Source organism: Cellulomonas massiliensis JC225, assembly GCF_000312005.1.
Taxonomy (GTDB): Bacteria; Actinomycetota; Actinomycetes; order Actinomycetales; family Cellulomonadaceae; genus Cellulomonas; species Cellulomonas massiliensis.
Genome location: NZ_HE978588.1, coordinates 2223787 through 2248565, shown reverse-complemented (window position 1 = coordinate 2248565; position 24779 = coordinate 2223787). Strand labels below are relative to the sequence as shown.

The following is a 24779-nucleotide window of genomic DNA, read 5'->3' as shown; positions in this document are numbered from 1 at the left end:
AGCGGTCGAACGCGGGCGACGCCAGCACGACGAGCGCGCCGACACCCGCGGCGAGGCTCCCGGCGAGCACCACGAGGAGCCGCCCGAGCACGCGCCCGGGGCCGATCGGTCGCAGGTCCGCGGCGTCGACGGTCCGCAGGCGCGCCAGAGCCCGGCCCGCCGTCGCACCGGCCAGCGCGTGCGCGAGCCACTGGGTGACCACCAGGGCGCCCAGCACCCCCGCCGCCGCCCAGACGACGGGCTCGCGGCCCGTCGTCCAGCCCCACCAGCCGGCCGCCAGGGGGACGGCGAGGAGCGCCGCGTCGACCAGCCCGGACAGCAGCCGGCGGTCCAGGGGCGCGGGCCGGGCTCCGGACGACGGACGGGCGGAACGGGCTCGGCCGCTCATGCGCGCTCCCAGGGACGGTCGGTCGACGGCCGCCGGCGCGACCGCAGGGACAGGGTGGACAGCCGGGCGCGCCACCGTCGGCGCCACGGGACGCTGCGGGTCATCGAGTCCACGGCGGACGCGACGTCCGCCCAGTAGTCGTCGATCTCGTCGGGCGACGGCGTGCCGCCGGCGAAGACGGCGCGGTCGGCGGCCCGGGCGAGCGTCGCGACGCTCGCCCGCAGCTGCGGTGCGGCGGGCGCCTGCGCGAACGCCGACGCGAGCTCGTGCGCGCCCTCGGTGCGCGTGCCCGCCCCCAGCGGCGAGCGGTGCAGGTCCCGGGCCGCGTCGACGACCTCGTCCCAGCCGCCCGCCACGCGGCGGACCGGGTCCGGCTGGCGGCGCCGGCGGCGACGCCGGCGCGCCTTGAGCACGCCGACGACGACGAACGGGGCGGCGAGGACGAGCAGCGGGATGGCGGCGATGCCGACGACCCGGGCGACCAGCAGCCACACGCGGCTCGCGCCGTCGTCGTCCTGCGGCTCGTCCGTGCTCGGCTGCTCGGTGTCCTCGTCGGGCGGCGTCACGGCGCCCTCCGGCGGCGGCGGGGGCTGGACGACCTGCGGCTCCGGGTCGGTGGGCTTCTCGCTGTCCTGCTCGTCCGGCGTCTGCTCCGGCGGGGGCGTCGGGTCGAACGGCACCCAGCCGTACCCCGCGAAGGCCACCTCGACCCACGCACGCACGTCCGAGCCGTGGACCTCCACGGGCCCGTCGTCCTCACCCGCCGGGCGCTCGGGCACGAACCCCATGACGACCCGCGCCGGCAGGGCCATCTCGCGCGCCATGAGGGCCATCGCGGACGCGTACTGCTCCGAGTCCCCGACCATGAGGTCGCCGCTGAGCAGCGTGATCATCCGGCTCGCGCCGTGGCCCGAGAGCGAGGACGACACGCCGCCCTCCTCCAGGCCGTCGCTGAAGAAGCCCTCCTGGGAGAGCCAGTCCGCCAGGGCGCGGGCGACCTCGACCGGCTGCCCGGCGTCCCGGGCGACGTCCGCGGCGGTCACCGCGACGACGTCGGGCACGCCCGCGAGGTCCGGCTGGGTCACGTCGGCGGCGGGCGCGGTGCCGATGTCGTCGTCGTCCGGGACGCGCGGGACCACGGCGTCGAGCGTGTACGTCAGGCCCGGGCGCACCCCGCGGGTGAGCACCGCGGCGCCCGTCGCGTCGTTGTAGCGCAGGTCCGCCTGGTCGCGCGGCGCCAGGGTGATCGAGCGGGCCTCGCCCACCGTGGGCAGCCACACGCCCGACAGCCCCTGCACCTGGACGCGCACCCGCGCCTCCTCGCCGCGGGCCGGCTGCTCGATCGTGCGCCCGACCCGGCGGAACTCCCCCGAGCTCTGAGCGCCCGCTCCGGAGACGTTCCAGACCGTGCCGTCGTAGCGGTCGAGGGTCGCGAGCCGCACGCGGCCGTCGTCCGGCAGGCCCTCCACCGTGAACAGCGTCGTGTCCTCGTACTTCTTGACGAACGCGCGGTAGGCGGCCAGCGGGCTCGGGTAGTCGCGCGGGTCGAACGGGGGCACGATCTCGTCGCGGACGACGAAGCGCTCGTGCTGGCCCGCGACCGCCGGTCCCGCGAACGCGCCCGCGGCGCCCACCACGGCGCCCATGACGGTCACCGCCAGCACGCGGCGCAGCCGCAGCGTCCCGGCCCGCCACGACGCCCACGGCAGGAGCACGCCCACCAGGACGAGCCCGGTCACCAGCGGCGGGACCGTCGGGAACCGCAGCCCCAGGACGATCGCGCCGACCGTCACGAGGACCGGGGCGACGGTCGCGAGCCCGGCCACCGAGCCGCGCCGTACGCGCAGCGCGGTGCTCGTGGCCGCCGCGGAGCCGACGAGCGCGAGGAGCAGCGGGGCGACGAGCACCCCGCCGCCCGCGCCCACCGGCGGCTGCAGGGTGAGCGCGTACTTCCACGAGGTCACGGTCCCGGTCGCCAGCGTCTCGAGCGTCTCGAGCGTGGGGACCACGCCCGCGACCGTGGTCGTCGGGGCCGCCAGCGCGCCGCCGGCGAGGAGGAACGCGACGACGAGCACCGCGACCGTGCCGAGCGCCGTCCACCGCCGCCACGCGCCCACCACGCCGGCCGCGGTGCCGAGCAGCAGGCCGCCCGCGATCGCGGGCAGGGCCACCAGGCCGCCGTACACCTCGAGCAGCGGCACGAGCGCGAGCGCGAGCGTGCCGACGAGGCAGAGCACGTCGACGAGCGCCCGGCCAGGGGTGCGGACGCCGATCACGAGACCGCCCGGCGCAGGAGGCGTGGGAGGTCGTCGAGCTCGCCGAGCGTCGCGAGCGTGAGCGGCCCCTGCGTGCGGACGGCCACCTCGGCGCCGCGCCGGCAGCGGATGACGACCGTGCGGGTGCCCGGGGGGACGTAGCGCGCGCCCAGGCGCAGCTCGGAGTCGTCGGGCACCGACCCCGTCACGAGGATCGCCACGGACGCGTCGTCCGCCTCGCGCGCGACGCGACGGCCCAGCAGCGCCACGCCCGCACCGGCCGCGTCCGTCGTCAGCGTCGAGCAGTCGTCGAGCAGGAGCGGCGGCGTCTCGACGCGCAGCCGGCCCGGGCCCGCCAGGACGGTGAGGTCGCGCTGGTCGCGCAGCGTCTGCACGCCGATCGAGGCGACGACGCTCACCGCGAGCTCGAACTCGCCGTCGGTCCCGTCCGGGTCGACGTAGTCGCGCGGGTCCGTCGCCAGCGCGAGCGCCGTGCGGGTCTTCTTCGTGTCCTCGAACTGCTTGACCATGAGCGTCCCCCGGCGTGCCGTGGTGCGCCAGTGGATGGTGCGGCGGTCGTCACCCGCGACGTAGTCGCGCAGCGCGTGGAACGACAGGTCGGAGTCCGACAGCTCGCGCGTCGACTGCCCCTCGAGGTCGCGCAGCAGCCCCGCGTCCGCGCCGCGCAGCCCGACGAGCAGCGGGTGCACGAACAGCTCGACCGGGCGCGTCCAGCGCACGCTGCGGCGCGCGAGGCCGAACGGGTCGCCGCGCACCGAGCGCACGGGCCCGACCACGACGACCGAGCGCCGTGCCGTGGGGACGGCGAACAGCTCGTCGTGCGAAGCACCCGGCGCGAGGCCCGGCACGCCCAGCTCGGCGACGCGCGGGCCGACCGGCAGCTCCACCCGTGACGGCAGCGACCGGCGGCGCGCGGTGTTCCGCACCTCGATGCGGCCGAAGGCTCGCTGCCCGATCTTCACGCGCCGGTCCGCGAGGTCCAGGGTCACGCCGTACCGGGCACGCCCGACCGTCATGAGCAGCGCGACGAGGAGCGCGGCCGCGCACGCCGCGCCCAGCACCGCGAGCTCGACCCAGCCGAGCCACCAGCCCACGCCGAGGCCGAGGACCGCGGCGACCGCGACCCCCCAGCCGAGCGGTGACACGCGCACGCTCAGACCCCGCGCAGGCTCGGCGGCTGCACCGTGTCGACGATGCGGTCCAGCACCTCCACCGACGTGACGCCCGCGAACTCGGCCTCGACGTCGAGCACCAGGCGGTGCGCGAGCACCTCCGTCGCGAGGTCCTTCACGTCGTCCGGGAGCACGTACTCGCGGCCGGCGGCCGCCGCCCACACCTTGGCGCAGCGCACCAGGGCGAGCCCGCCGCGCACGCTCGCGCCGAGCGACGTCTGGCCGTCCTCACGCGTGGCCTCCGTCAGCCGGGCGACGTAGTCGAGGACCGACGGCTCCACGTGCACCGTCTGCGCGAGGTCCGACATCGTGCCGACCGCCTGCGTCGTGATGCGGGGCGTGAGGTTCGCGGTCCGGTCCTTCGCGCCCGCGAGGATCTCCACCGCCGACGCGCGGTCCGGGTAGCCGAGGGAGGTCTTGATGAGGAACCGGTCGAGCTGCGCCTCCGGCAGCCGGTAGGTGCCCGCCTGCTCGATGGGGTTCTGCGTCGCGATGACCATGAACGGGCGGCCCACCGGGTGGCTCACGCCGTCGACCGTGACGTTGCCCTCCTCCATGACCTCGAGCAGCGCCGCCTGGGTCTTCGGCGAGGCGCGGTTGATCTCGTCGGCGAGGACGACGGACGCGAAGATCGGCCCCGGGTGGAACTCGAAGCGGTGCGTGCTCTGGTCGTAGATCGTCACGCCCGTCACGTCCGACGGCAGCAGGTCCGGCGTGAACTGGATCCGGTGGTGGCTGCCCTGGACGGTCGCCGCCAGCGCCTTGGCGAGCGAGGTCTTGCCCGTGCCCGGCGCGTCCTCGAGGAGCAGGTGGCCCTCGGCGATCATCGCGGTCCACGCCAGCCGGATCGCGCGCTCCTTGCCGAGCAGCGCGAGGCCGACGTTGGTGGACAGCGCCTCGAACGTCTCGGCGAACCAGGCGCTCTGCTCCGGGGTCATGGGGTCCTCTCCTGGGGGTTGCGGCGGAAGGCGGGGGGCGTCACGGGGTGACCTCGACCTCGAGCTCGGCCCACGCGCCCGGCCCGGCGACGTTCTCGGCGCGGACGCGCACGGTGTACGAGCTCTGCGGGTTGCCGTTCGGGGTCCAGGAGATGACGGTCCCCTCGGCGCCGGGCGCGACGTCGTCGCGCGCGACCCGCCGGCCGCCGTCGAGGATCTCCCACGAGTACCCCGTGATCGGGTAGCGGCCGTCGTTGACGTCCGGCGGGGCGCCGAACGTGAACGCCAGGCTGCCGGGGTCGGCGGTGGCCGCGCTGACCGTCGGACGCTCCGGGGCGCTCGGCGGTCGTGGCGACGCGGAGTCGGACGCGCTCGCGGTACCGCGCTCGTTCGTCACGCGCACCTCCACGGTCACCCTGTCCGTCGCGGTGTAGGTGCTCGGCACGGCACCCGTCACCCACCCGGTCGAGCCACCGCCGCGCTCGGAGATGCGGTACGTCATCGAGCCGGTCCCGCCGGTCGTCACGTCGATCGCCACGGTGTCCACCTGGGCGCCGGCGCTCACGCGCACGGCGACCGTCGGACGGGTCACCACCGTCACCGAGGGGAACGACGCCCAGTCGCTCGCGAGCCCGCGGTCGTTCACGGCGCGCACGCGGGCCGACGGCTGGGCGCCGTCGTCGAGCCCCGTCGCGCGGCACACGTACGTGCTCACGCGCGTGCAGCCGTCGACCTCGTACGTCACGCCGATCCCCGCGCCCCCGCTGGACGCGGGCTCGCGCCAGGTGAACTCGACGACGCCCGCGCCCGGCTCGACGTCGCCCGGCGGCTGCGACGCGGTCAGGGACGTGGGCACGGACGGCGGGCTGTACACCTCGCCCACCGTGCGGCCCCAGGGCGACCAGCCGGCCTTGTTGCGGGCCCGCACGGCGATCTCGTAGCGCTTGCCGCGCTCGGCGTTCGCGACGTTGCAGCTGGTCTCGTCGGCCATGACGCACACCCCGGTGCGGCCGTCGACGCTCACCTCGTACTCGGCGATGTCGGCGCCGTGGGTCGCGGGGCGCTTCCAGCTCACCGCGATGCTCGCGGAGCCGGAGCCCGGCACCGACTTGCGCTCGGCGGTCGGCTCGGGCGCGTCCGGCGGCGCGGCGGGCGACTCCTGCGAGGACGAGGCCGACCAGCTGCTCGGCGCCTCGGCGCGGTTGTGCGCGCGCACGCGGATCGAGTAGTACGTGCCGTTGACCAGGCCGTTGAACGTGTGCCGCGTCGTCGTCTCGGTGACGGTCGACGGTCCGGACGCCGGCGCCGGCGTGATCTCGACCGTGTACGACGTCACGGGCGAACCCGTCGACGCCGCGGCCGCCCACGACCACGTGAGCTGGCCGTCGCCGAAGCCCTCGAAGGCGATGCCGCCGGGGGCCTCGGGGACCGCGTCGGGCCGCGCCTTCGCGGAGGCAGGGCTCGGGTCCGACCAGCCGACGGCGTTGTGCGCCGCCACGGTGAACGCGTACTCGGTGTCGTTCGTCAGACCGTCGATCGTGCAGGTGGTCGACAGGCACTCGCGCACGGCGCCGCCGGGCGTCGAGGTCACGCGGTAGCGGTCGATGCGGGCGCCACGGTTCTCCGGCGCGTCCCAGCTCAGCACGACGGTGCGGTCGCGCACCTCGCCCACGCGCGGCGCTGCGGGCGCGTCCGGCACGCCGCGGACCGTCAGGGTGATGCGCCCCTCCACCTGGCGGTCGGGGTCGTTGGTGACGTCCCGGACGAGGAAGCGCACGACCATCTGGCCGATGAAGCCGTCCGCCGGCGTCACGGTGACCGAGCTCGACGTCGCCGACGCGGTGCCGGAGCCGGGCGTCTCGACGACGGCGCCGACGACGCGCAGCGGGTCGGAGGGGAACGGGTTGCTCGCGTCGCGCAGGACGTCCACGGTGACCGGCCGGCCCTCGGCGGCGTCGTCGACCCGCCGGTCCAGCACGCGCGCGGTGGGCTGCTTGCTCGCGATCACCCGCAGGGGCACGACGACGTCCATGGAGCCGGCGCGGCCGTAGCCGAGCCGCAGGCCGAGCTGCCCGACGGTGCCCTTGGGCGCCGTGCGCTCGGCGGAGACGGTCAGCAGGCTGCCGTCGGAGACGGTCGCCACGAAGCCGGCCGGCACGGCGGACGACACCTGGTAGGAGTACCGCTCGGCGCCCGTCTGGCCGGTGGGGCCCTGCGTGAACGAGCGCAGGTCGACGGTGATGGGGGCGTCGCCCTGGCCCACGTCGATCGACGACGGCGTGAACGTCGGCGGGTGGTCGTCGAGCGCGTACACCTCGATCTGCAGCGTGATGACGGCCGTGCGCGCGGTCGCGTCGCCCGCGGCCTGCGCGTCGGTGACCGGCACCGTGATCGACGCGGGCCCCGCGTACCCGTCCTCCGCCGTGTAGGTCAGGGTGGTCGGGTTCTTGACGAGCGCGCTGCCCGGCGCGGCCTTCGTCGCGCTCACCGCCAGGGGGTCCGCGACGCTCGGGCTGCGCCCGGGGGCCACCTGCACCTGCTCGTCCAGCGGGATCTCGAGCGTCTCGCCCGAGGCGACGGACAGCGCCGGGGCGTTGCGCCGCGGCGTCGGCGGGAAGAAGCCGAGCGCGGGCACCGAGATGAAGGCGTACGAGCGGGCCGTCGTCTCCGTCTCGTTGAACAGCAGGTACGGCAGCGTCTGGGCGTGGTCGACGAGCGTGACGACCACCGTGCGGCCGTCCGGACCGACGCGCGCGACGTCCTGCACGGAGCGCGGGATCTCGATCCGCAGGTCGCTCGTCGGACCGCTCGGGTTCTGGGCGACCGCGAGCACGTCGACCGACACCTCGGTGAGGCCCAGGGTGTCCGCGGCCGGCACGACGACGTCGCGCGCGACCGGGGGCAGCACCGGCGCCTGCGGGTCGACGGTGACCGCCAGGACGCCGGTGTCGCTGCCGCCGCGGTCGTTGGCGGCCGTGTAGACGATCTGGAAGGTGCCGGCCTGCGCCGGCGCGACGACGCGGATGCGCCGGTCCTCGACGCGCGCCTCGACGCCCTCGGGGACCGTCAGCTCGTCGAGCAGGTGCAGCGTGTCGCCGGCGGAGTCGACGTCGTTCGCGAGGACGCGGACCTCGACGGTCTGGTTCGGGCGCACCGTCACCTGGTCGTCGCGCGCGACGACGGTCGCGGCCTCGGTGGGGCGCGGGCTGATGCCGACCCGCACGGTCGCGACGGCGCGCTGGCCGGTCCAGTCCTCCACCGCGTACGTGAACTCGTCGGTGCCGAGCGCGCCGGGCAGCGTGCGGTACTCGAGCCAGTCGGGGCCCTTGGCGGAGACGAAGCCCTTGGTGCCGGAGCGCGCCTCGCCCAGCAGCGTCACGCCGTCGCCGTCGGGGTCGATCCCGACCAGGGGCACGGAGATGCGCACGGTCTCACCGGCGAACACGCGCGCCGTGAGGTCCTTGGGCCGCGGCGGCTCCTTGGTCGACGCGTCGGACTCGTGCACGCGGATCGTCACCGTCGCGGCGGTCTCGTTCCCCGTCTCGTCGACGACGGCGAAGGTCGCGCGCGCCGTCAGCGGCCGGTTCGGCGCCTGGTACCGGAGCACGTCGCCGGAGACGAACATCAGCCCGTCCCCCGCCGCCAGGCCCTCGACCAGTGCGGGTCGCAGCTCGACGCGCCCGCCGTCGGGGTCGTACGCGGAGTCGAGCACGGGGATTGTCACGACCCCGCCCGTGCGTACGCTCGCCTCGACGTTCGGCACGACGGGCGGCTGCGACGACGACGACGGCGGCACCGGCTGCACGATGATCTGCCCCTCGGCGGACGCCGCGCCGTTGGAGACGGTGTACGTGAGGACGACCGGTCCCTCGAGCGTGCGGGTCGCCGAGAGCTGCACGAGCCGGTGCTCGAGCACCGCGATCTTGAGCCCCGCGCCCGCGGGCTGCTCGACCTGCTGGAGCACGAGCACGGACCCGGCCGGGTCGGAGTCGTTGGCGAGCGGGTCGACCGTCACCTCCCCGCCCGACGGCAGGAACGCCTGGTCGCGCACGGCGACCGGCGGCTGGACCTGGTCGGGCCACGGCAGGACGTCGATGCGGGCGAGGCCGGTCGCCTGCTGGGGCGCGACCGTCACGACGAACGAGACGTAGTAGACGCCCGGGCGCGGCGCCGCGAACGTGAAGCTCCCGCCCTGCAGGTCGGCCTCCACCACGCCTCCGACGACGTCGGAGACGGACGCGAGCCGGGGCGGCTCGGTCGAGCTCGACCGCACCGCGCCCAGCGGCTCCAGCGTGACGGGCTGGTCGGCGTACGTGACCGCGTGCACCGGGTCGATCTGCGGCGGCAGCGACCCCGCGGGGCGCACCTCGACGTCGACCTCGCCCGTCGTCTCGTGCGTGCCGTCCGAGACCGTGACCTCCACCGTGGTGCGGCCGAGCTCCGTGCCGTCGGCGCGGAACGTCAGCTGGCCGTCCTGGCGGAACCGCACCGTGCCGGCCTTCGGGTCCGCGGTGGCGCCCACGAGCAGGAGGTCGTCTCCGTCGGGGTCCTGGAAGTCCGCCAGGACGTCGTAGCGGGCCTGGCCCTGCTGCTCGACCTTGAACGACCCCGTGCGCACCTGCTGCGGGGGTCCGCCCTCGCCGTCGCGGGCCGTCAGCGTCACGGTGGCGGTGGAGGGCGCGCTCGTCCCCCGGCCGTCGTTGATCGTGTACGTGAAGGTCGCCGAGCCGCTGGCCCCGGGCTGCACGCGCACCTGCAGCGCGCGGCCGCCGTAGATCGGCTCGACCGTGCCGAAGTCCTCCGGCAGCGGGTCGAACTGGGAGACGACGAGGATGCCGCAGTCCGACGTCGAGTCGTTGTCGATGACCGGCAGGATCGTCGTGCGGCCGGGCCGCACGCCGTACGCGTCGTCGGCGGCCGTGGGCGGTGCCGACGACTCGCCGCACTCGGCCACGAGGTCCTGCGTGGTGTCCTGGGTGTCGGACTCCTCGGGCTCCTCGGTCGGCTCCTCCTCGGGCTGGATGTCGTCCCAGTTCGGCACGCGCAGCTCGGTGTCCTGCTGCGGCAGCCACAGGCGCCCCTGGAGCGTGTCGTTCAGCGCGACGACGGAGCGGTTGACGCGGAAGACGAGGGCGTCCTGCGTCGTCATCCCCGCCAGGTCCTGCACGACCGGGGCGGCGCCGTCGCACAGCCGCGCGTACGAGCCGGTGGGCGACGCCCAGGCGCCGTGCGCGCACGTGCCCACCTGGACCGGGGCAGCCGGGCGGCCGTCGCCGCGCGTCTCGTGGTCCACCCGGCTGCCGCCCGAGAGCGGCACCTCCATGAGGGCGGTGCGGCTCGCCACCAGCACGCGCGACGACGAGGGGCCCGGCTGCTGCAGCACGAGGTCGTCGCCGGGGAGCTCGACCGTGCCGTTCCGGGTCCGCAGGGTGCTGCCGGCCAGCACGACGGGCTCGTCGCCGACCGTCGTCAGCTGCTCGACGGGCCCGGCGCCGACCGAGCCGTCGGACGACGCCCGCGGGGCACCCGTCGACACGTCCACACGCGTCACCGCGCCGTCCGTCCCGACCGCGAACGCGACGCCGCTGCGGGCCACCACCGCGGCGCCGCCGGGCCCGACCGTCGCGTCGGGCGGGTCGTCTCCCACGCGCAGGCCGTCGAGCTGGGTGAACCCGCGGACCCAGACGCCGCCGTCCGCGTCCGCGAACGCCACGGTGCCCGCGGCCATGGAGACGTCCGTGCCGGGGGCCGGCACGCTGGTCGTCAGGGCGACGGTGGCGGGGTCGACGACCGAGACCGCGGACGGCTCGACGAGCAGCACGTCGGAGGCGTCCTGGAGCACGTCGAAGTCGCCGCCCTCGGTCACCAGGCCGGCGTTCAGCTCCTCCACCGCGGGGTTGTAGCGGCCGAGCTTGTGCGTCTGCGTCGCGGTGAGCCACACGGCGCCGTCGTTGAGGTCGACGCGCGCGAGCGGGAAGCCGGGGTTGATCAGCGCGAGGGTCGCGACGAGCGCGGGGACGGCGACCACCGCGGCCGTGGTCGTAACGCGCTGCCGGCGCCCGGACCACCACCTCACGACGCGCACCCCTGCGCCGGGGAGGTCGACAGCCGCCGGTCCGCCCGGACGATCGAGACCTCGACGCAGACCTCGCCGTCCCCCGCGTCGGCCGCGGGCACGGTGACGGTCGTCGTCGCGACGAGCGTCGGCTCCTGCACGCCGCTCGCGCGTCGCAGCGCCCACTCGTACTGGTCGCCCGCCTGCGGGTCGGGGTTGTCCCACGAGAAGACCACCGAGCCGTCGGCCTGGCGCTCGCCCGTGAGCGCGCGCGGAGCGGGCACGGCCTCGACGAGCGTGGGCGCGACCGAGAACTCGTCGCCGGGCCCCGGCTGCTCCTCACGCTGGCCGAGCGCGGCCGCCGTGACCCCGGCGACGGCGCCCAGCACGACGACGCCGGCGACGACCGCCGCGACGGTGCCCGACCGGCGGCTGCCGCGCGGCTGCTCCGGGTCGCCGGCCTCCGCCGGCCGCTCCGGCGCGACCACCAGGCCGACCGCGTCCTCGTCGACCGGGCCCGCCGTCGCCGGGGCCGGCGCCGCGGCGACCGGGTCCGGGGCCGGTGCCGGTCGGGGTGCGGGCACCTCGGGCGCCTCGGGCGCGATCGAGATCACCGGCCGGACGCGGGTGGCGTCCTCGTACTCCGTCGAGCGGGCGGGCGGCGCGGGGGCCGCGGCGTTCGGGTCGTGCGCGAGCTCCAGCGGCGTGACGGGCAGCCGGAGGTCCGCCTCGACGCGCTGGAACGCGAGCGCGACCTCGAGGGCGCTCGCCGGGCGCCGGGCGGGCACCTTCGCCATCCCGCGCTCGAAGAGCTCCTGCAGCCCGCGCGGGACGTCGTCGCGACCGGTGGGCGGCAGCGGGGACCGCTCGATGCGGGCCACGAGCTGTGCGGCGCTGTTGTCGCCGCCGGGCACCTCGAACGGCGTGCGTCCCGCCAGCACCGAGTAGACCGTCGCGACGAGGGAGTAGACGTCGGACCGCTCGTCGGCGCGCGGGTGCTCGCCCAGCGCCTCGGGGGGCGACCACGGGATCGACATGCCGACGGTCGCGTGCGAGCCGTGCCCGATCGTCGCGGCGATGCCGAAGTCGGTGAGCGCCGGCCACCCGAAGTCGGTGGTGAGGACGTTCGCGGGCTTGATGTCGCGGTGCAGGATGCCCGCGCGGTGCGCGGTCTCGACCGCCGAGGCGAGCCGCACGCCGACCCGCAGCGCCTCCGCGACCGAGATCCGCTCCTGCCGGTACCGCTCCGCGAGGCCGGGCCGCGCGCAGTACTCCATGACCAGGTACGGCCGGCCGTCCGGCGCGATGTCGGCGTGGTAGATCGTGACGATCGACGGGTGGTGCGACAGCTGGGCCATGAGGTCGGCCTCGGTCTGGAACGCGTACCGCAGGTCGTCGTCGAGATGCCCCGCGAGCAGCACCTTGACCGCGACCAGGCGCCGCGGGAGGTGCTGCTCGTAGAGGAAGACGTCGGCGAAGCCACCGAGGCCCAGGAGCTGGACGTGGTCGTACCCGGGCAGCCGGGGCGGGGTGGACGGTTCTCGGCGTGCGGTCACGACCCCCGCTCCACCGTGAACGTCACCCCGTCGCCGAGGTCCACGACCTCGTCGGGGTCGACGGCGCTCGGCTCGCCCGGCCGCAGCCGGCGCGCACCCGAGCTGGCGCGCGTGACGAACACGCCGTTCGTCGAGTCGAGGTCGGTCACCAGGACCTGCTCACCCTCGACCCGCACCTCGGCGTGCGTGCGCGAGATGTCCTGCTGCGGGCTGGGCACCGTCACGAGCCGGGGCAGCTCGCGGTTGGCCACCCGCTCGACCTGCGGCGCACGGCCGAGCAGCACCGGGCGGTCCACCTCGACGACGAGACCCGTGGAGAGCACGATCTGCGGCGGGCGGCGGCGCTGGGTGGGCATCGCGAACGGCCCGGGCACGGGGTCGGCCGTCCAGGTCGGCAGCTGCTCGCGGATGGCAGCCAGCTCCGACGAGAGCACGGTGAGCCCGTCGTGGTCGTCGGGCGACGCGCCCTCGACGGTGACCACGGGCGTCCCTCGAGGCGCGGACGCCGGCTCCTCGGGCAGCACCGCGTGAGCGGGCGGCGCCCAGCTCGGCGTGGCGTGCTCCTCGCGCGGCTCCGGGGCGACGGCCCACGGGCTCACCGGCGCCGGCTCCTCGTCGACCGCCGCGGGCGCGGCGGGTTCCGCCGGGACGTCCACCTCGTCGTCGTCCGGGACCAGCGGCACGAGCTCGGGCGCCTCGTCGTGCCCCGGCGGGACCGCCTCCGCGGCGGCCTCGCGCTCGTCCGTGGCGGACGGCGCGTCCGCCGGCACCGGCGCGGGCTCCGGGGGCCCCGGTGCGCCGTCCGGGTGGACGGGCTCGTCCAGCAGGTCCGGCACCTCGTGCTCGGGCTCGACCACCTCGTCCTCGGGCGCCGCGTCGTACGCGGGCACGAGCGCGAGGACGGGCGCGGCCCCGGCACCCGTGCGGCCGCCGGGCGCGGCGGCGAGCGGCAGGGCTCCGCTGTCCAGGCCCGCCTCGTCGTCCTGGAGCAGCGACATCTGCACGACGTCGACGGGCACGACGCCGTCGGCGACCGGCCACCACGTCGCCTCGTCGCCCGGCGTCGCGCCGACGACGCGCACCGCGAACGCGTCCGCGTCGTCCACGACGCGCTCGGACCACGTGCTCACCTCGCCGGAGCGCACGACCTCGGTCCCGGAGGCGGTCTCGACGATGACCTCGACCGGCCCGCGCACCGCGAGGTGGACCCGCCGTGCCGCGACCGACACGAGCGCGAACGGGGGCAGGCCACGGAAGCCGTCGCGGACGAGGACCCCGAGCGCACCGACCACGCCGTCCGCGCCGGCCTCCCAGAGGCTCAGCACGACGTCGGGCGCGGCCTCGGGCCCGACGACGGCGACGAGACCGGGCGTCACGACGCCGGTCCACGTGCCGGAGGTGTACTGCGGGACCCCCATCACCACTCCTCTCGCGGCGCGGGCCGCTCGGCCTCGGCCCGTCGGTGCCGGCGGCCCGCCGCCTCGTCCTCGCCGGAGCGGCGCGCGCGCGGCACGGTGGCACCGTTGAGCATCTCGTCCCACAGGTGCGGCGTGAGCTCGCCGCCCCGGGGCACCGTGATGTGCACGTCGTCGCGGGCGCCGGCGGTCGCGACGTCGACGACGACCGCGCTGACGTTGTCCCGCGCGCCGTGCGCGACGGCGCGCTCGACGAGCTCCGACGCCGCGTCCTGGGCGTCGGAGGTGCCCGCGAGCACCTCCGCCAGCTGGTCCACGGTGAGCTCGCGCGTGAGGCCGTCGGTGCAGATGAGCAGCCGCTCGCCGACCGCGGCCGGCAGCAGCCAGTAGTCCGGCTCGGGCTCGCCGCCCGTGCCGAGGGCGCGGGTGAGCACGTGCCGCTCGGGGTGGCGCTCCGCGTCGGCGGGGTCGAGCCGGCCGGCCTCGATGAGCTCCTGGACGACGGAGTGGTCGACGCTGACCTGGTGCAGGTCGCCGTCCGCCCAGCGGTACACCCGCGAGTCGCCGAGGTTGAAGACGAGCCAGTACATGCCGCCGTCGTGCTCGGTGACGGCGACGCCCGAGACCGTCGTCCCGCCCTGCCGCCCGCCGGTGAACTCCGCCCGGATGCGCGTGGCGGTGCGCTCGAAGCACGCGTGCACGTCGTCGGCGGTGGCGGTGCGCATCCCCGCCAGCTGCGCGAACTCCTCGACGGCGATCCGGCTCGCGAGGTCGCCCGCGTCGTGCCCGCCCATGCCGTCGGCGACGAGGAACACCGGCGGGTACGCCAGGAGGGCGTCCTCGTTGACGTCGCGCACACGCCCGCGGTCGGTGGCCGACCCCCATGACGTCCGCACGACGCGCTCCCCTGTCCGTCGGTCCTGTCGAGGACCCCTCGGTCCCCGTCCTACTTCGGCGCTCATGGTGCCTCACCTGAGCGCAGATCCCCACATCCCGCCCGCGTGCCGGGCCGCCGGGTGCGGATCGGGCCCGCGGCGGGCGTCCCGTCACCCGGACGGGACGCCCCGGCGGCCCGCTGTCACCCGAAGGGTGCTGACGGCGGCGGACGAGCGGCTCCTAGAGTGGCGTTCCGGTTCCGGCAGGGGGACGCACAGCCGACCGACGCGCGCCCGGGAGCCGCCATGAGACGTACCGACGCGGGCCCGGCCCGCCGGCCGCCGCGCACCGCCCGGCGCCCGCGCACGCTGGTCGGCCTCCTCGCGCTCGTCGTCGCCGCCGCGCTCGCGCCGCCGGTGCCGGCCGCCGCGGCACCGGGCGCCACGGTCGCGGTCGTCACCTCGACGCTCCGCCAGCAGCAGAGCCCGTACGCGGGCCTGCCGATCGAGGTGAGCCTGTCCGGCGTGAGCGCCCACCAGGTCCTGCGCCTGGAGCTCACGACATCCCGCGTCACGGCCCACGGGCTGGGCGAGGTCGCGCTGAGCGCCGGGCAGAAGCGGTGGGCGGGGCGCACGCCGTGGGCGGTCGCCCGCGCCGACATGCCGGTCGGCTCGTCGTGGACCCTGACGGCGAGCGTGCTCCAGGCCACGACGGTCGGGCGCTCCACGACGTACGCGCTCGTGTCGAGCGCCACCCGGTCCGGCACGGTCCGCGCCGCCGAGGTCCCGCGCGTGACGGCCTCCGCCACCACGCTCACCAAGAACGCGACACGGTGCTCGTCGGTCCGCTGGACCGTGAAGGTCGCCGGCCTCGACGGGTCGGGGACGCAGACGCTGTCGGCGCGCCTCACCCGCGGGTCCACGTCGTACGGGACCTCCCTCGCCCGTCCCGTGAACGGGGCGAACACCCTCACCTTCCCGACCTGCTCGGCCTGGCCCGCCGTCGGCAAGTGGCGCGCCACCGTGACCGTCGCGGTCAGCGGGGGGCCATCGGCGCGGGCCGCGGCCCTCCTCAAGGTCCGCACGACACCGGTGCCGACGATCACGCACGTCGAGGGCAGCAGGGCACGGTCCGGCAAGCGCACCGTGGACGGCTACGCCGCACCGCTCGGGGACACGGCCGGGCTGCCGGTGCGCCTCTACTACCGGGCGGAGGGGGCTCGCTCGTACCGGCACGTCGCGACGGTCCGGCTCGACCGCAACGGGCGCTTCTCCTACCGCACGTCGGCGGTCTTCACCGGGCGCGTCTACGCCGTCATGCCCGCCTCCGCCTACACCGCGGCGGCGCGCTCCGCGACCTTCGTCGTCCGCGCCTCCGACCTGTGAGCCGCGCGGCGCGGCTCCGGACCCGCTCGGCCTAGATGCCGAGCTGGTACACGCCCCAGTAGGCGAGCACGACCAGCAGCAGGCTGGAGCAGACGACGACGGTCCACATCGCGACCGAGCGCAGCACGCCGGGCGCCACGACGCCGCCGTCGAGGTGCACCGAGCGCACGCGCTGCACCAGGAGCACGCCCACCACGACCACGGCGATGCCGACGGCCCGCACGAGCAGCCAGCCCCCGGTGACGATCACGTCGTTGCGCTGGTAGTCGAGGGCGAGCCGGCCGATCGACACGAGGTACCACGCCAGCGCGACGACCGTGAGGATCGATCCCGCCCCCAGGCCCGCGAGCCCGAGCGCGGTGCCGGGGGCGAAGCGCCGCGCGGGCGTCGTCGCCGCGGACCTCCGACGCCGCAGCAGCTCGCCCAGCCGCCCCACCGCCACAGCCAGGCCCGCCACCACGACCAGGCCGCTCGCCACGACGATCCCGAGGATCATGACGACGCCGTCGCTGAGCCAGCGCGGCATCGGGACCGGCTGCGCGAGGTAGGTCTGGTGGGGCTGCGCGCCGGCGATGACCGGCTCGGCGCCGGCCGTGCCCGGCAGGCCGAGGACCCAGCCGGACACGTCGCGCAGGAACTCCGGCAGCACGTCCCCGTGCACCCGGATGCCGTGGTTCGCGCCCTCGTAGTACCGCACGGTGGTGCCCGCGCCGCCCGCGACCGCCGTGTCGCGCAGCACCTGCTCCGCACCCTGGACCGTCGGCATGGACGAGTCGCCGGTGCCGTAGACGACGAGGACGGGCTGGCGCATGCGCCGCTGGTAGGGCGTGACGTCGAAGTCCGCGTACTCGAACCCGCCGCCCGGCAGCGCGCCGACCGCGCGCGGGATCGCGCGGAACACCCCGCGGGGCACGCCGGTGTTGCGCAGGTAGGAGTCGACCGCGAACGCGGCCTGCTCGCGGGGCGGGACCACCGGCGCGGAGACGAGCACGACGAACGCGAGGCGCTGGTCCTCGGCGGCCATGACGGGTGCGATCCAGCCGCCCTCGCTCTCCGCGTAGATGCCCACGCGGTCCGGGTCGACCGCGGGCAGGGTGCGCGCCAGCTCGACGGAGCGCTCGTAGTCGGCGGCCATCGCGACGTAGTCCCGGTGGCTCGTCGTGTACGTGTCGAGCCGCTTGTCGGGGACGATCGTCACGATGCCGTGCGACGCGAACGAGCGCGCCTGCGCGACGAAGGCCCGCGAGAACTTGCCCGTCCCGGCGCCGTGCACGAAGACGACGGCGGGCAGCGACCGCCCGGCGCCCACGGGCTCGGTGATCTGCGCCTGCACGGTGGCGCCGTCGAGCGGCACCTCGACGACGCGCTGACGCACCTCGTAGTCGCCCAGCCGCGGCGCGCCCGTGATGGCGGTCGACGGCGAGGTCGACAGGAGCGGGTCGCTCATCGGCGCCGGGTCCCACGCGGGGCCCAGCACGGCGCCGATCATGGCCAGGACGACGACGCCGAGCGCGGTGCTGGCGACGACGCCGTAGGGCCGCTCGACCAGCCGCTGCGTGCGGTGGGCGACGACCTGGGTGAGCCGGCGCCGCGGCCGCGGCCGCTCGGCGTGCGCGTCCGGCCCGCCCGCCTCGACGACCTGCTGCGGGTCGTCCAGCGCGTCGCTCGTCCGGTCGGTGCCCGGCGTCCTGGGTGCGGCCACTAGAACCCCAGCCGGCCGAGCTGCTTCGGGTCGCGCTGCCAGTCCTTGGCCACCTTGACGTGCAGGTCCAGGTACACGCGGGCGCCGAGGAGCGCCTCGATGCCGCGCCGGGCGGCCACGCCGACCTCGCGCAGCCGCGCCCCGCCCTTGCCGATGACGATGGCCTTCTGGCTGTCCCGCTCGACGAACAGGTGGACGCGCACGTCGAGCATCGGCGGGGCGTCGGGCCGCACGGGCTCGCGCGGGACGATCTCCTCGACCACGACCGCGAGCGAGTGCGGGAGCTCGTCGCGCACGCCCTCGAGCGCCGCCTCGCGCACGAGCTCGGCGACCATGACGCTCTCCGGCTCGTCGGTGAGCTCGCCCTCCGGGTACAGCGCGGGCCCCTCGGGCAGGTGCGAGACGAGCACGTCCGCGAGCACGTCGACCTGGTAGCCCGCGTCGGCCGACACCGGCACGATGTCCGCCCACTCGCCGAGGCCGTCCACCGCGAGCAGCTGCTCCGCGAGCCGGCCCTTCGGCACGAGGTCCGTCTTCGTCACGACCGCGACGACCGGGGTGCCGCGCCCGTCGCGCGCGAGCTCGCGCAGCTGCTCGGCGATGAACCGGTCCCCCGGCCCGATCTTCTGGTCGGCCGGCAGGCAGAAGCCCACCACGTCGACCTCGGTGAGCGTGTCCTTGACGAGGTCGTTGAGGCGCTCGCCGAGCAGCGTCCGCGGGCGGTGCAGCCCGGGCGTGTCGACGAGCACCAGCTGCGCGTCCTCACGGTGCACGATGCCGCGCACGGTGTGCCGGGTGGTCTGGGGACGCCCCGACGTGATCGCGACCTTCTGGCCGACGAGCGCGTTGGTCAGCGTGGACTTGCCGGCGTTGGGGCGGCCGACGAAGCAGGCGAAGCCGGAACGGTGGGCGGTCATCGGGCGGCTCCGTGCGTGGTGGTCCGGGTGTCGTCGGCGGGCTCGTCGGCCTCGACGCGGCTGACGACGAGGGTCGACAGCCGCCGGCGGCGGCCCTCGACCGAGTCGGCGACGAGGCGCAGGCCGTGGATCTCGCCGGCCGAGCCCGGCAGGGGCACCTTGCCCAGGGCCTTCGCCAGCAGCCCGCCGGCGCTGTCCACGTCCTCGTCGTCGACCTCGAGCCCGAACAGCTCGCCGAGCTCGTCGCGCGAGAAGCGCGCGGGGACGCGGTACCGGCCGTCGCCGAGGTCCTCGACGACGGGCGCGCTCGGGTCGTGCTCGTCGGTCAGCTCCCCGACCAGCTCCTCGATCGCGTCCTCGATCGTCACGAGGCCGGCCACGCCGCCGTACTCGTCGACGACGATCGCGATGTGCGAGGCGCCGGCCTGGAGCTCGCGCAGCAGGTCGTCCACGGGCTTGGACTCGGGGACGAACACCGCCGGGCGCGCGAGTGCCGACGCGGGCGCCGCGAGCACGGCCTCGAGCGGCTCCCGCTCCCCCGGCTCCAGGCGCAGGCGCGCGACGAGGTCCTTGAGGTACACGACGCCGAGCAGCTCGTCCACGCTGTCGCCGACCACGGGCACGCGGGAGTAGCCGGAGCGCAGCAGCAGCGCCAGGACCTTGCGGGCGGGCGTGTCGGCGTGCGTCGTCACCATGTCGGTGCGCGGCACCATGACCTCGCGCGTCAGGGTGTCGCCGAGCTCGAAGACGGAGCGGAACATCTCGCGCTCGTCGTCCTCGATGGCGTCGGACTCGCTCACGCGCGCGACCATGTCGCGCAGCTCGTCCTCGTCCTCGTCGCTCGTGCTGCCGGCACCGGCCCGCGACGTGCGCCCGACGCCGCCGGCCAGGGCCGTCACGGCCAGCAGGGGGCCGGACAGCAGCGACAGGGTCTGGACGGGGCGGCGGCGGCCCAGCGTGCGCGGGCTGACCCGCACGAGCAGGAAGGCGACGACGCCGCACACGGCGACCGAGACCAGCAGCACGCCCCACCACGGCAGGCTCCCGGCGCCGACGACCAGGACGATGCACACCGTCGCCACCATCTCGGCGAGCAGGCGGACGAACGACGCCGCGGCGGCGACGTGCGCCGGGTGCTCGACGAGCCGGCGGACCCGGTCGGCGGATGCGTGCCGCGCAGCGGCCAGCTCGGCTGCCGCGGCGCGGGGAACGCGGAGCACGGCGACCTCGCCGGCCGACAGCGCGGCGGCCGCCACGATGGCGACGAGCGCCACCACGACGAGCAGCGGGACGGGCACCTCGGTCACCGGGTCCTCACCTGCCGGCGAGGAAGGTGAGGAGCAGCCGCCGCTGCAGGGCGAACATCTCCTTCTCCTCCTCCGGCTCGGCGTGGTCGTAGCCGAGCAGGTGCAGGATGCCGTGGGTGGTCAGGAGCAGCAGCTCCTCGGCCGTGGAGTGTCCCGCGGCGACGGCCTGCCGGGCGGCCACCTCCGGGCACAGCACCACGTCGCCGAGCAGGCCGGCCGGCGTGACCTCGCCGTCGCGCCCGGGACGCAGCTCGTCCATGGGGAACGACAGGACGTCGGTCGGCCCGGGCTCGTCCATCCACCGGACGTGCAGCTCGGTCATCACGTCCGGCTCCACGAGCAGGATCGACAGGTCCGTCTGCGGGTGCACGTGCATCTCGTCCAGCACGTAGCGGGCGAGCGCGGCGAACTCCGCCTCGTCCGCCTCGTACCCCGACTCGTTGTTGACCTCGATGCTCAACGGGTCAGCTCCTGTCCCAGCGCGCGTACGCGTCGATGATGTCGCTCACGAGCCGGTGCCGGACCACGTCCGCCGAGCTGAGCCGGCAGAACTCGACGTCGTCGACGCCCGCGAGGATCTGCTCGACCACCCGCAGGCCCGAGGTCGTGCCCGAGGGCAGGTCGACCTGCGTGACGTCGCCGGTGACGACCACCTTGGAGCCGAAGCCCAGGCGCGTGAGGAACATCTTCATCTGCTCGACCGACGTGTTCTGCGCCTCGTCGAGGATGATGAACGAGTCGTTCAGGGTGCGGCCGCGCATGTAGGCGAGCGGCGCCACCTCGACGGTGCCGGCCTCCATCAGCCGCGGGATCGACTCCGGGTCCACCATGTCGTGCAGCGCGTCGTACAGCGGCCGCAGGTAGGGGTCGATCTTGTCGGCGAGCGTGCCGGGCAGGAAGCCCAGCCGCTCGCCGGCCTCGACGGCCGGGCGGGTGAGGACGATCCGGTTCACGGTGCGGTCCTGCAGGGCCTGCACCGCCTTCGCCATCGCCAGGTACGTCTTGCCGGTGCCCGCGGGTCCGATGCCGAACGTGACGGTGTGCCGGTCGATCGCGTCGACGTACTCCTTCTGGCCGGCCGTCTTCGGCCGGATCGTGCGGCCGCGCCCGGACAGGATGTTGAAGGTCAGCACGTCGGCCGGCCGCGCGGACGACCCGGCGGACGTGAGCATCGCGACGGAGCGGCGCACCACGTCGGGGGTCAGGGCGGTGCCGGCGGACGCGACCTCGATGAGCTCGTCGATCAGCCGCGTGACGAGAGCGACGTCGCCGGCCGGCCCGGCGAGCCGGAACTCGTTGCCGCGCACGTGCACGTCGACGGTCGTGAAGCCGTCCTCGATGGCGCGCAGGACCTCGTCACGGAGGCCGAGGAGCTCGACCATGCGCACGTCGTCCGGGACGGAGATGCGGTGCTCGACCCGCGCGTGCGAGGTGCCTGCCCCGGACGGGCGGCCCGCGGAGGGTGCGGTGCTGGACTCGGCCATGTGCTCGGCGTTCGCCGTAGCTCCTTCGTGTCGTCGTGCGGGCGCGTTCGCCCGGCCCGCGTGCTCAGTCTACCGACGCCCTCCGACGCGGCCCGACCTCATTGCCAGCGCCCGAGCCGCTGCGCGAGCAGCCCGAGCGCCACCGGCCCGGCCGTCGACGTCCGCAGGACGTGCGGGCCCAGGCGCACCGCCACGGCGCCCGCCGCGACGAGCCGGTCCAGCTCGGCGTCGGAGATGCCGCCCTCGGGCCCGACGACGACGAGGCACGGACCCGCCGCGGGCAGGCCCACCTCGGCGATCGGCCGGCTCGCCTGCTCGTGCAGGACGAGCGCCGCCCCGCCCGCGGCGACGACGTCGCCCACCCGGCGCGCGAGCCCGGCCGTGTCCACCGACGTCTCGACGAGGGGCACGCGCGCGCGGCGCGACTGCTTGGCGGCGGCGCGCACCGTGCCGAGCCACCGCGCGCGGCTCTTGGCCGCCCGGTCCCCGCGCCACACGACGATGGACCTGTCGGCCTGCCAGGGCACGACCACGTCGACGCCGACCTCGGTCGCCGCCTCGATCGCGAGCTCGTCCCGGTCGCCCTTGGCCAGCGCCTGCACCAGGACCAGCGGTACGGCGGGCTCGGGCTCGACGAGCCGCTCGACGACGTCGAGCAGCACGCCGTCGGCCGTGACGGCCCGGACGGTCGAGACCAGCCGGACGCCGGCGCCGTCCACGACGTCCACGCGCTCGCCCGGGCTGCGCCGCTGGACCACGCCGGCGTGCCGCCCCTCGGTGCCGTCGAGCAGGTACGTCCCGCCGGCGTCGACGGACCCGAGCGTGCCGGGCTCGGCGAGGAACACGGGCGCGCTCACGCGCCCGCCCCGACCGTCGCCGTCACCGCGTCAGCGCCCCGCGAGCTTGTCGCGGAGCTTGCCGAAGACGCCGCCGTGCGAGGCGCCCAGCCGCGCGTCGGGGCGCTCCTCGCCGCGCAGGGAGGCGAGGCGGCGCAGCAGCTCCGCCTGCTCGTCGTCGAGCGCCGTGGGCACCGTGACGTCCACGTGCACGTGCAGGTCGCCGCGCCCGCCCACGTGCAGGTGCCCGACGCCGAGCCCCTTGAGCGTCACCACCTGCGCGGGCTGGGTGCCGGGGCGCAGGTCGACCTCCTGCGGGCCGTCGAGCGTGTCGAGCGTGAGCACGGTGCCCAGCGCCGCGGCCGTCATCGGCACCTCGAGGGTGGCGTGCAGGTCGTCGCCCTCGCGCACGAAGGTCGGGTGCCGGCGCTCGCGGACCTCCAGGTACACGTCACCGGGCGGACCGCCGGCCGGGCCGACCTCGCCCTGGCCGGTCAGCTTGATGCGCGTCCCCGTGTCGACGCCCGCGGGCACGTCGACCTGCAGGGTGCGCCGCGAGCGGACGCGCCCCTCGCCGGAGCAGTCCGGGCACGGCTCGGGGATGACGGTGCCGAACCCGTGGCACGCGGGGCACGGCTGCGTCGTCATCACCTGGCCGAGGAACGAGCGGGCGACGCGCTGCACGTTGCCGCGCCCGCCGCAGACCTCGCACGTGCGCGGGGACGTGCCCGGGCGGCAGCACGAGCCGGAGCACGTCGGGCACACGACGGCCGTGTCGACCGGCACCTCGCGGTGCGTGCCGAACGTGACGTCGGCGAGGTCGAGGTCGATCCGGACGAGGGCGTCCTGCCCGCGGCGCGCCCGCGGGATGGGGCCGCGCGCCGCGCTCGCGCCGGCGGCCGCGCCGAAGAACGTCTCGAAGATGTCCTGGAAGCCGAAGCCGCCGCCCGCGCCGCCGCCGGGCGACGAGGGGTCGGCGCCGAGGTCGTACGCCCGGCGCTTGTCCGGGTTGCCCAGCACCTCGTACGCGCGCGAGACGTCCTTGAACCGCTCCTCGGCGGCCGGGTCGGCGCCCGCCACGTCCGGGTGGTGCTCGCGCGCCAGCTTCCGGTACGCCTTCTTGATCTGCTCGGGCGTCGCGTCGCGCGGCACGCCGAGCACCTCGTAGTAGTCGCTCACAGGTCTCGCTTCCGCAGTGCGTGAGGTCGGTCGGGCTGGAGGCACGTGGTCGGGAGGCGGTGGGCCGTGGTGCCGGCGCTCGCGCCGGACGCCCCGCGGGCGCGCCTCACCCGGCCAGGATCCGGGTCAGGTAGCGGGCGACCGCCCGGACGGCCGACATCGTGCCCGGGTAGTCCATGCGCAGGGGGCCGATGGCGCCGATGCGGGCGACGGACGAGCCGCTCTCGTCGCCGTACCCCGTCGTGACGAAGCTCGTCTCGACGAGGCCGTCGTGGCCCGTCTCCCGGCCGATGCGCACCGCGACGGGCGCCTGGTCCTCGGCCATCTCGGTCAGCAGGCGCAGCAGCACGACCTGCTCCTCGAGCGCCTCGAGCACCGGGCCCAGCGAGCGCGCGAAGTCGACGCCGGTGCGTGCGAGGTTCGCGGTGCCCGCGAGCACGACGCGCTCCTCGCTCTCCTGCGCCAGCGTCTGCTCGATCAGCTCGACGACCGACCGCACGAACGGCCGGTCGGCCGGCTCGAACCCCTGCTCGACATCGGCCAGCGCGGTGCGCAGCTCGGTGAGCCGGCGTCCGGCGGCGCCCACGTTGAGGCGCGCGCGCAGCACCGCGACCACCGAGGGGTCCACCTCGGCCGCGGCCTCGACGGTGCGCTGCTCGACGCGTCCGGTGTCGGTGATGAGGACGACGAGGACCTGGCGGGGGCCCACCGGGACGAGCTCGATGTGCCGCAGCGCCGAGCGCCGCAGCGACGGGTACTGCACCACGGCGACCTGCTGGGTGAGCTGGGCGATGAGCCGGACCGCGCGGTCCACCACGTCGTCGAGGTCCACCGCGTTCTCGAGGAACACGGCGATCGCCCGCCGCTCGGCGCCCGACAGCGGCTTGACGGTGGACAGCTGGTCGACGAAGACGCGGTAGCCCTTGTCCGTCGGCACACGGCCGGCCGACGTGTGCGGCTGCGCGATGAAGCCGGCGTCCTCGAGGGCCGCCATGTCGTTGCGGATCGTCGCGGGCGACACGCCCAGGGAGTGCCGCTCCACGAGGGCGCGCGAGCCCACGGGCTCGCTCGTCGCCACGTAGTCCTCGACGATGGCCCGGAGCACGTCGAGCCGTCGGTCGTCGCCCATCGTCGCCTCCTGCCTCGTCCGCGCGGCCCGCCTCCGCGCCGCGCGGGGGGCCGCCTCGCCCGGGGTGCCGAGCACGGGAACTCGATAGCACTCCCCCGGTCCGAGTGCCAATCCTACGCCGCCGGCGCCCGCGCGCGGGTCGCCGAGCCGGTGCGGGCGACGCG

At 75.9% G+C, this 24779-nt stretch carries 17 protein-coding genes; 1 reads left to right on the top strand and 16 read right to left on the bottom strand.

Annotation, left to right across the window (positions count from 1 at the left end; all coding sequences use genetic code 11):
- The 8 genes from HGCM_RS18025 to HGCM_RS18010 form a co-directional block, all read right to left on the bottom strand.
- The coding region (locus HGCM_RS18025; RefSeq protein WP_019136832.1) for an RDD family protein at positions 1 to 388 on the bottom strand (388 nt) is incomplete at its 3' end.
- On the bottom strand, positions 385 to 2664 hold the full coding sequence (locus HGCM_RS18020) for a transglutaminase TgpA family protein (RefSeq protein ID WP_019136831.1): 2280 nt from the start codon (positions 2662 to 2664) through the stop codon (positions 385 to 387). The genes HGCM_RS18025 and HGCM_RS18020, both read right to left, overlap by 4 nt.
- Positions 2661 to 3815 (bottom strand): DUF58 domain-containing protein, encoded by a 1155-nt coding sequence (locus tag HGCM_RS10685; RefSeq protein ID WP_019136830.1) that lies wholly within the window; start codon positions 3813 to 3815, stop codon positions 2661 to 2663. The genes HGCM_RS18020 and HGCM_RS10685 overlap by 4 nt, the downstream gene beginning before the upstream one ends.
- A gap of 2 nt (positions 3816 to 3817) precedes the next feature.
- Entirely contained in the window at positions 3818 to 4774 is a 957-nt protein-coding gene (locus tag HGCM_RS10680) for an AAA family ATPase (protein WP_019136829.1), read from the bottom strand.
- Between the two features lie 40 nt (positions 4775 to 4814).
- Positions 4815 to 10802 carry an Ig-like domain-containing protein gene (locus HGCM_RS18015; RefSeq protein WP_019136828.1) on the bottom strand — a complete coding sequence of 1996 codons (5988 nt, stop codon included), beginning with the start codon at positions 10800 to 10802 and terminating at the stop codon, positions 4815 to 4817.
- 44 nt (positions 10803 to 10846) lie between these two features.
- Positions 10847 to 12385, bottom strand: a complete 1539-nt coding sequence (locus HGCM_RS10670) for a serine/threonine-protein kinase (protein WP_019136827.1) — start codon at positions 12383 to 12385, stop codon at positions 10847 to 10849.
- Entirely contained in the window at positions 12382 to 13803 is a 1422-nt protein-coding gene (locus tag HGCM_RS10665) for an FHA domain-containing protein (RefSeq protein ID WP_019136826.1), read from the bottom strand. The genes HGCM_RS10670 and HGCM_RS10665 overlap by 4 nt, the downstream gene beginning before the upstream one ends.
- Positions 13803 to 14696: a PP2C family protein-serine/threonine phosphatase gene (locus HGCM_RS18010; protein ID WP_147572810.1), complete on the bottom strand. Its 894-nt coding sequence runs from the start codon at positions 14694 to 14696 to the stop codon at positions 13803 to 13805. The genes HGCM_RS10665 and HGCM_RS18010 overlap by 1 nt, the downstream gene beginning before the upstream one ends.
- A 285-nt stretch (positions 14697 to 14981) precedes the next feature.
- Here HGCM_RS18010 and HGCM_RS10655 point away from each other — a divergent pair, with 285 nt between their 5' ends.
- Positions 14982 to 16061, top strand: coding sequence for a hypothetical protein (locus HGCM_RS10655; RefSeq protein ID WP_147572808.1), 1080 nt, complete (start codon positions 14982 to 14984; stop codon positions 16059 to 16061).
- Positions 16062 to 16092: 31 nt separating this feature from the next.
- Here the strand turns inward: HGCM_RS10655 and HGCM_RS10650 are convergent, their stop codons facing one another.
- The 8 genes from HGCM_RS10650 to hrcA form a co-directional block, all read right to left on the bottom strand.
- Positions 16093 to 17763: an alpha/beta hydrolase family protein gene (locus HGCM_RS10650; RefSeq protein ID WP_019136823.1), complete on the bottom strand. Its 1671-nt coding sequence runs from the start codon at positions 17761 to 17763 to the stop codon at positions 16093 to 16095.
- Positions 17763 to 18680: a GTPase Era gene (gene era / locus HGCM_RS10645; RefSeq protein WP_019136822.1), complete on the bottom strand. Its 918-nt coding sequence runs from the start codon at positions 18678 to 18680 to the stop codon at positions 17763 to 17765. The genes HGCM_RS10650 and era overlap by 1 nt, the downstream gene beginning before the upstream one ends.
- Entirely contained in the window at positions 18677 to 19987 is a 1311-nt protein-coding gene (locus HGCM_RS18005; RefSeq protein WP_019136821.1) for a hemolysin family protein, read from the bottom strand. Before HGCM_RS18005 ends, era begins: the two co-directional genes overlap by 4 nt.
- A 7-nt stretch (positions 19988 to 19994) precedes the next feature.
- The gene (ybeY, locus tag HGCM_RS10635; protein ID WP_019136820.1) at positions 19995 to 20447 is read right to left on the bottom strand and encodes an rRNA maturation RNase YbeY; all 453 of its coding nucleotides are present in this window, start codon (positions 20445 to 20447) and stop codon (positions 19995 to 19997) included.
- Between the two features lie 4 nt (positions 20448 to 20451).
- Positions 20452 to 21471: a PhoH family protein gene (locus HGCM_RS10630; protein WP_019136819.1), complete on the bottom strand. Its 1020-nt coding sequence runs from the start codon at positions 21469 to 21471 to the stop codon at positions 20452 to 20454.
- A gap of 98 nt (positions 21472 to 21569) precedes the next feature.
- Positions 21570 to 22328: a 16S rRNA (uracil(1498)-N(3))-methyltransferase gene (locus HGCM_RS10625; RefSeq protein ID WP_019136818.1), complete on the bottom strand. Its 759-nt coding sequence runs from the start codon at positions 22326 to 22328 to the stop codon at positions 21570 to 21572.
- A 30-nt stretch (positions 22329 to 22358) separates the two neighbouring features.
- Positions 22359 to 23486, bottom strand: coding sequence for a molecular chaperone DnaJ (gene dnaJ / locus HGCM_RS10620; RefSeq protein ID WP_019136817.1), 1128 nt, complete (start codon positions 23484 to 23486; stop codon positions 22359 to 22361).
- Between the two features lie 106 nt (positions 23487 to 23592).
- Positions 23593 to 24615, bottom strand: a complete 1023-nt coding sequence (gene hrcA, locus HGCM_RS10615; RefSeq protein ID WP_019136816.1) for a heat-inducible transcriptional repressor HrcA — start codon at positions 24613 to 24615, stop codon at positions 23593 to 23595.
- Positions 24616 to 24779 lie beyond the last annotated feature (164 nt).

Excerpts from the sequence above, each read along its gene's own strand:
- HGCM_RS10680 (WP_019136829.1), bottom strand. The coding sequence starts at position 4,774 with ATGACCCCGGAGCAGAGCGCCTGGTTCGCCGAGACGTTCGAGGCGCTG.
- HGCM_RS10665 (WP_019136826.1), bottom strand. The coding sequence starts at position 13,803 with ATGGGGGTCCCGCAGTACACCTCCGGCACGTGGACCGGCGTCGTGACG.
- hrcA (WP_019136816.1), bottom strand. The coding sequence starts at position 24,615 with ATGGGCGACGACCGACGGCTCGACGTGCTCCGGGCCATCGTCGAGGAC.
- HGCM_RS10655 (WP_147572808.1), top strand. The coding sequence starts at position 14,982 with ATGAGACGTACCGACGCGGGCCCGGCCCGCCGGCCGCCGCGCACCGCC.
- HGCM_RS10630 (WP_019136819.1), bottom strand. The coding sequence starts at position 21,471 with ATGGCCGAGTCCAGCACCGCACCCTCCGCGGGCCGCCCGTCCGGGGCA.
- era (WP_019136822.1), bottom strand. The coding sequence starts at position 18,680 with ATGACCGCCCACCGTTCCGGCTTCGCCTGCTTCGTCGGCCGCCCCAAC.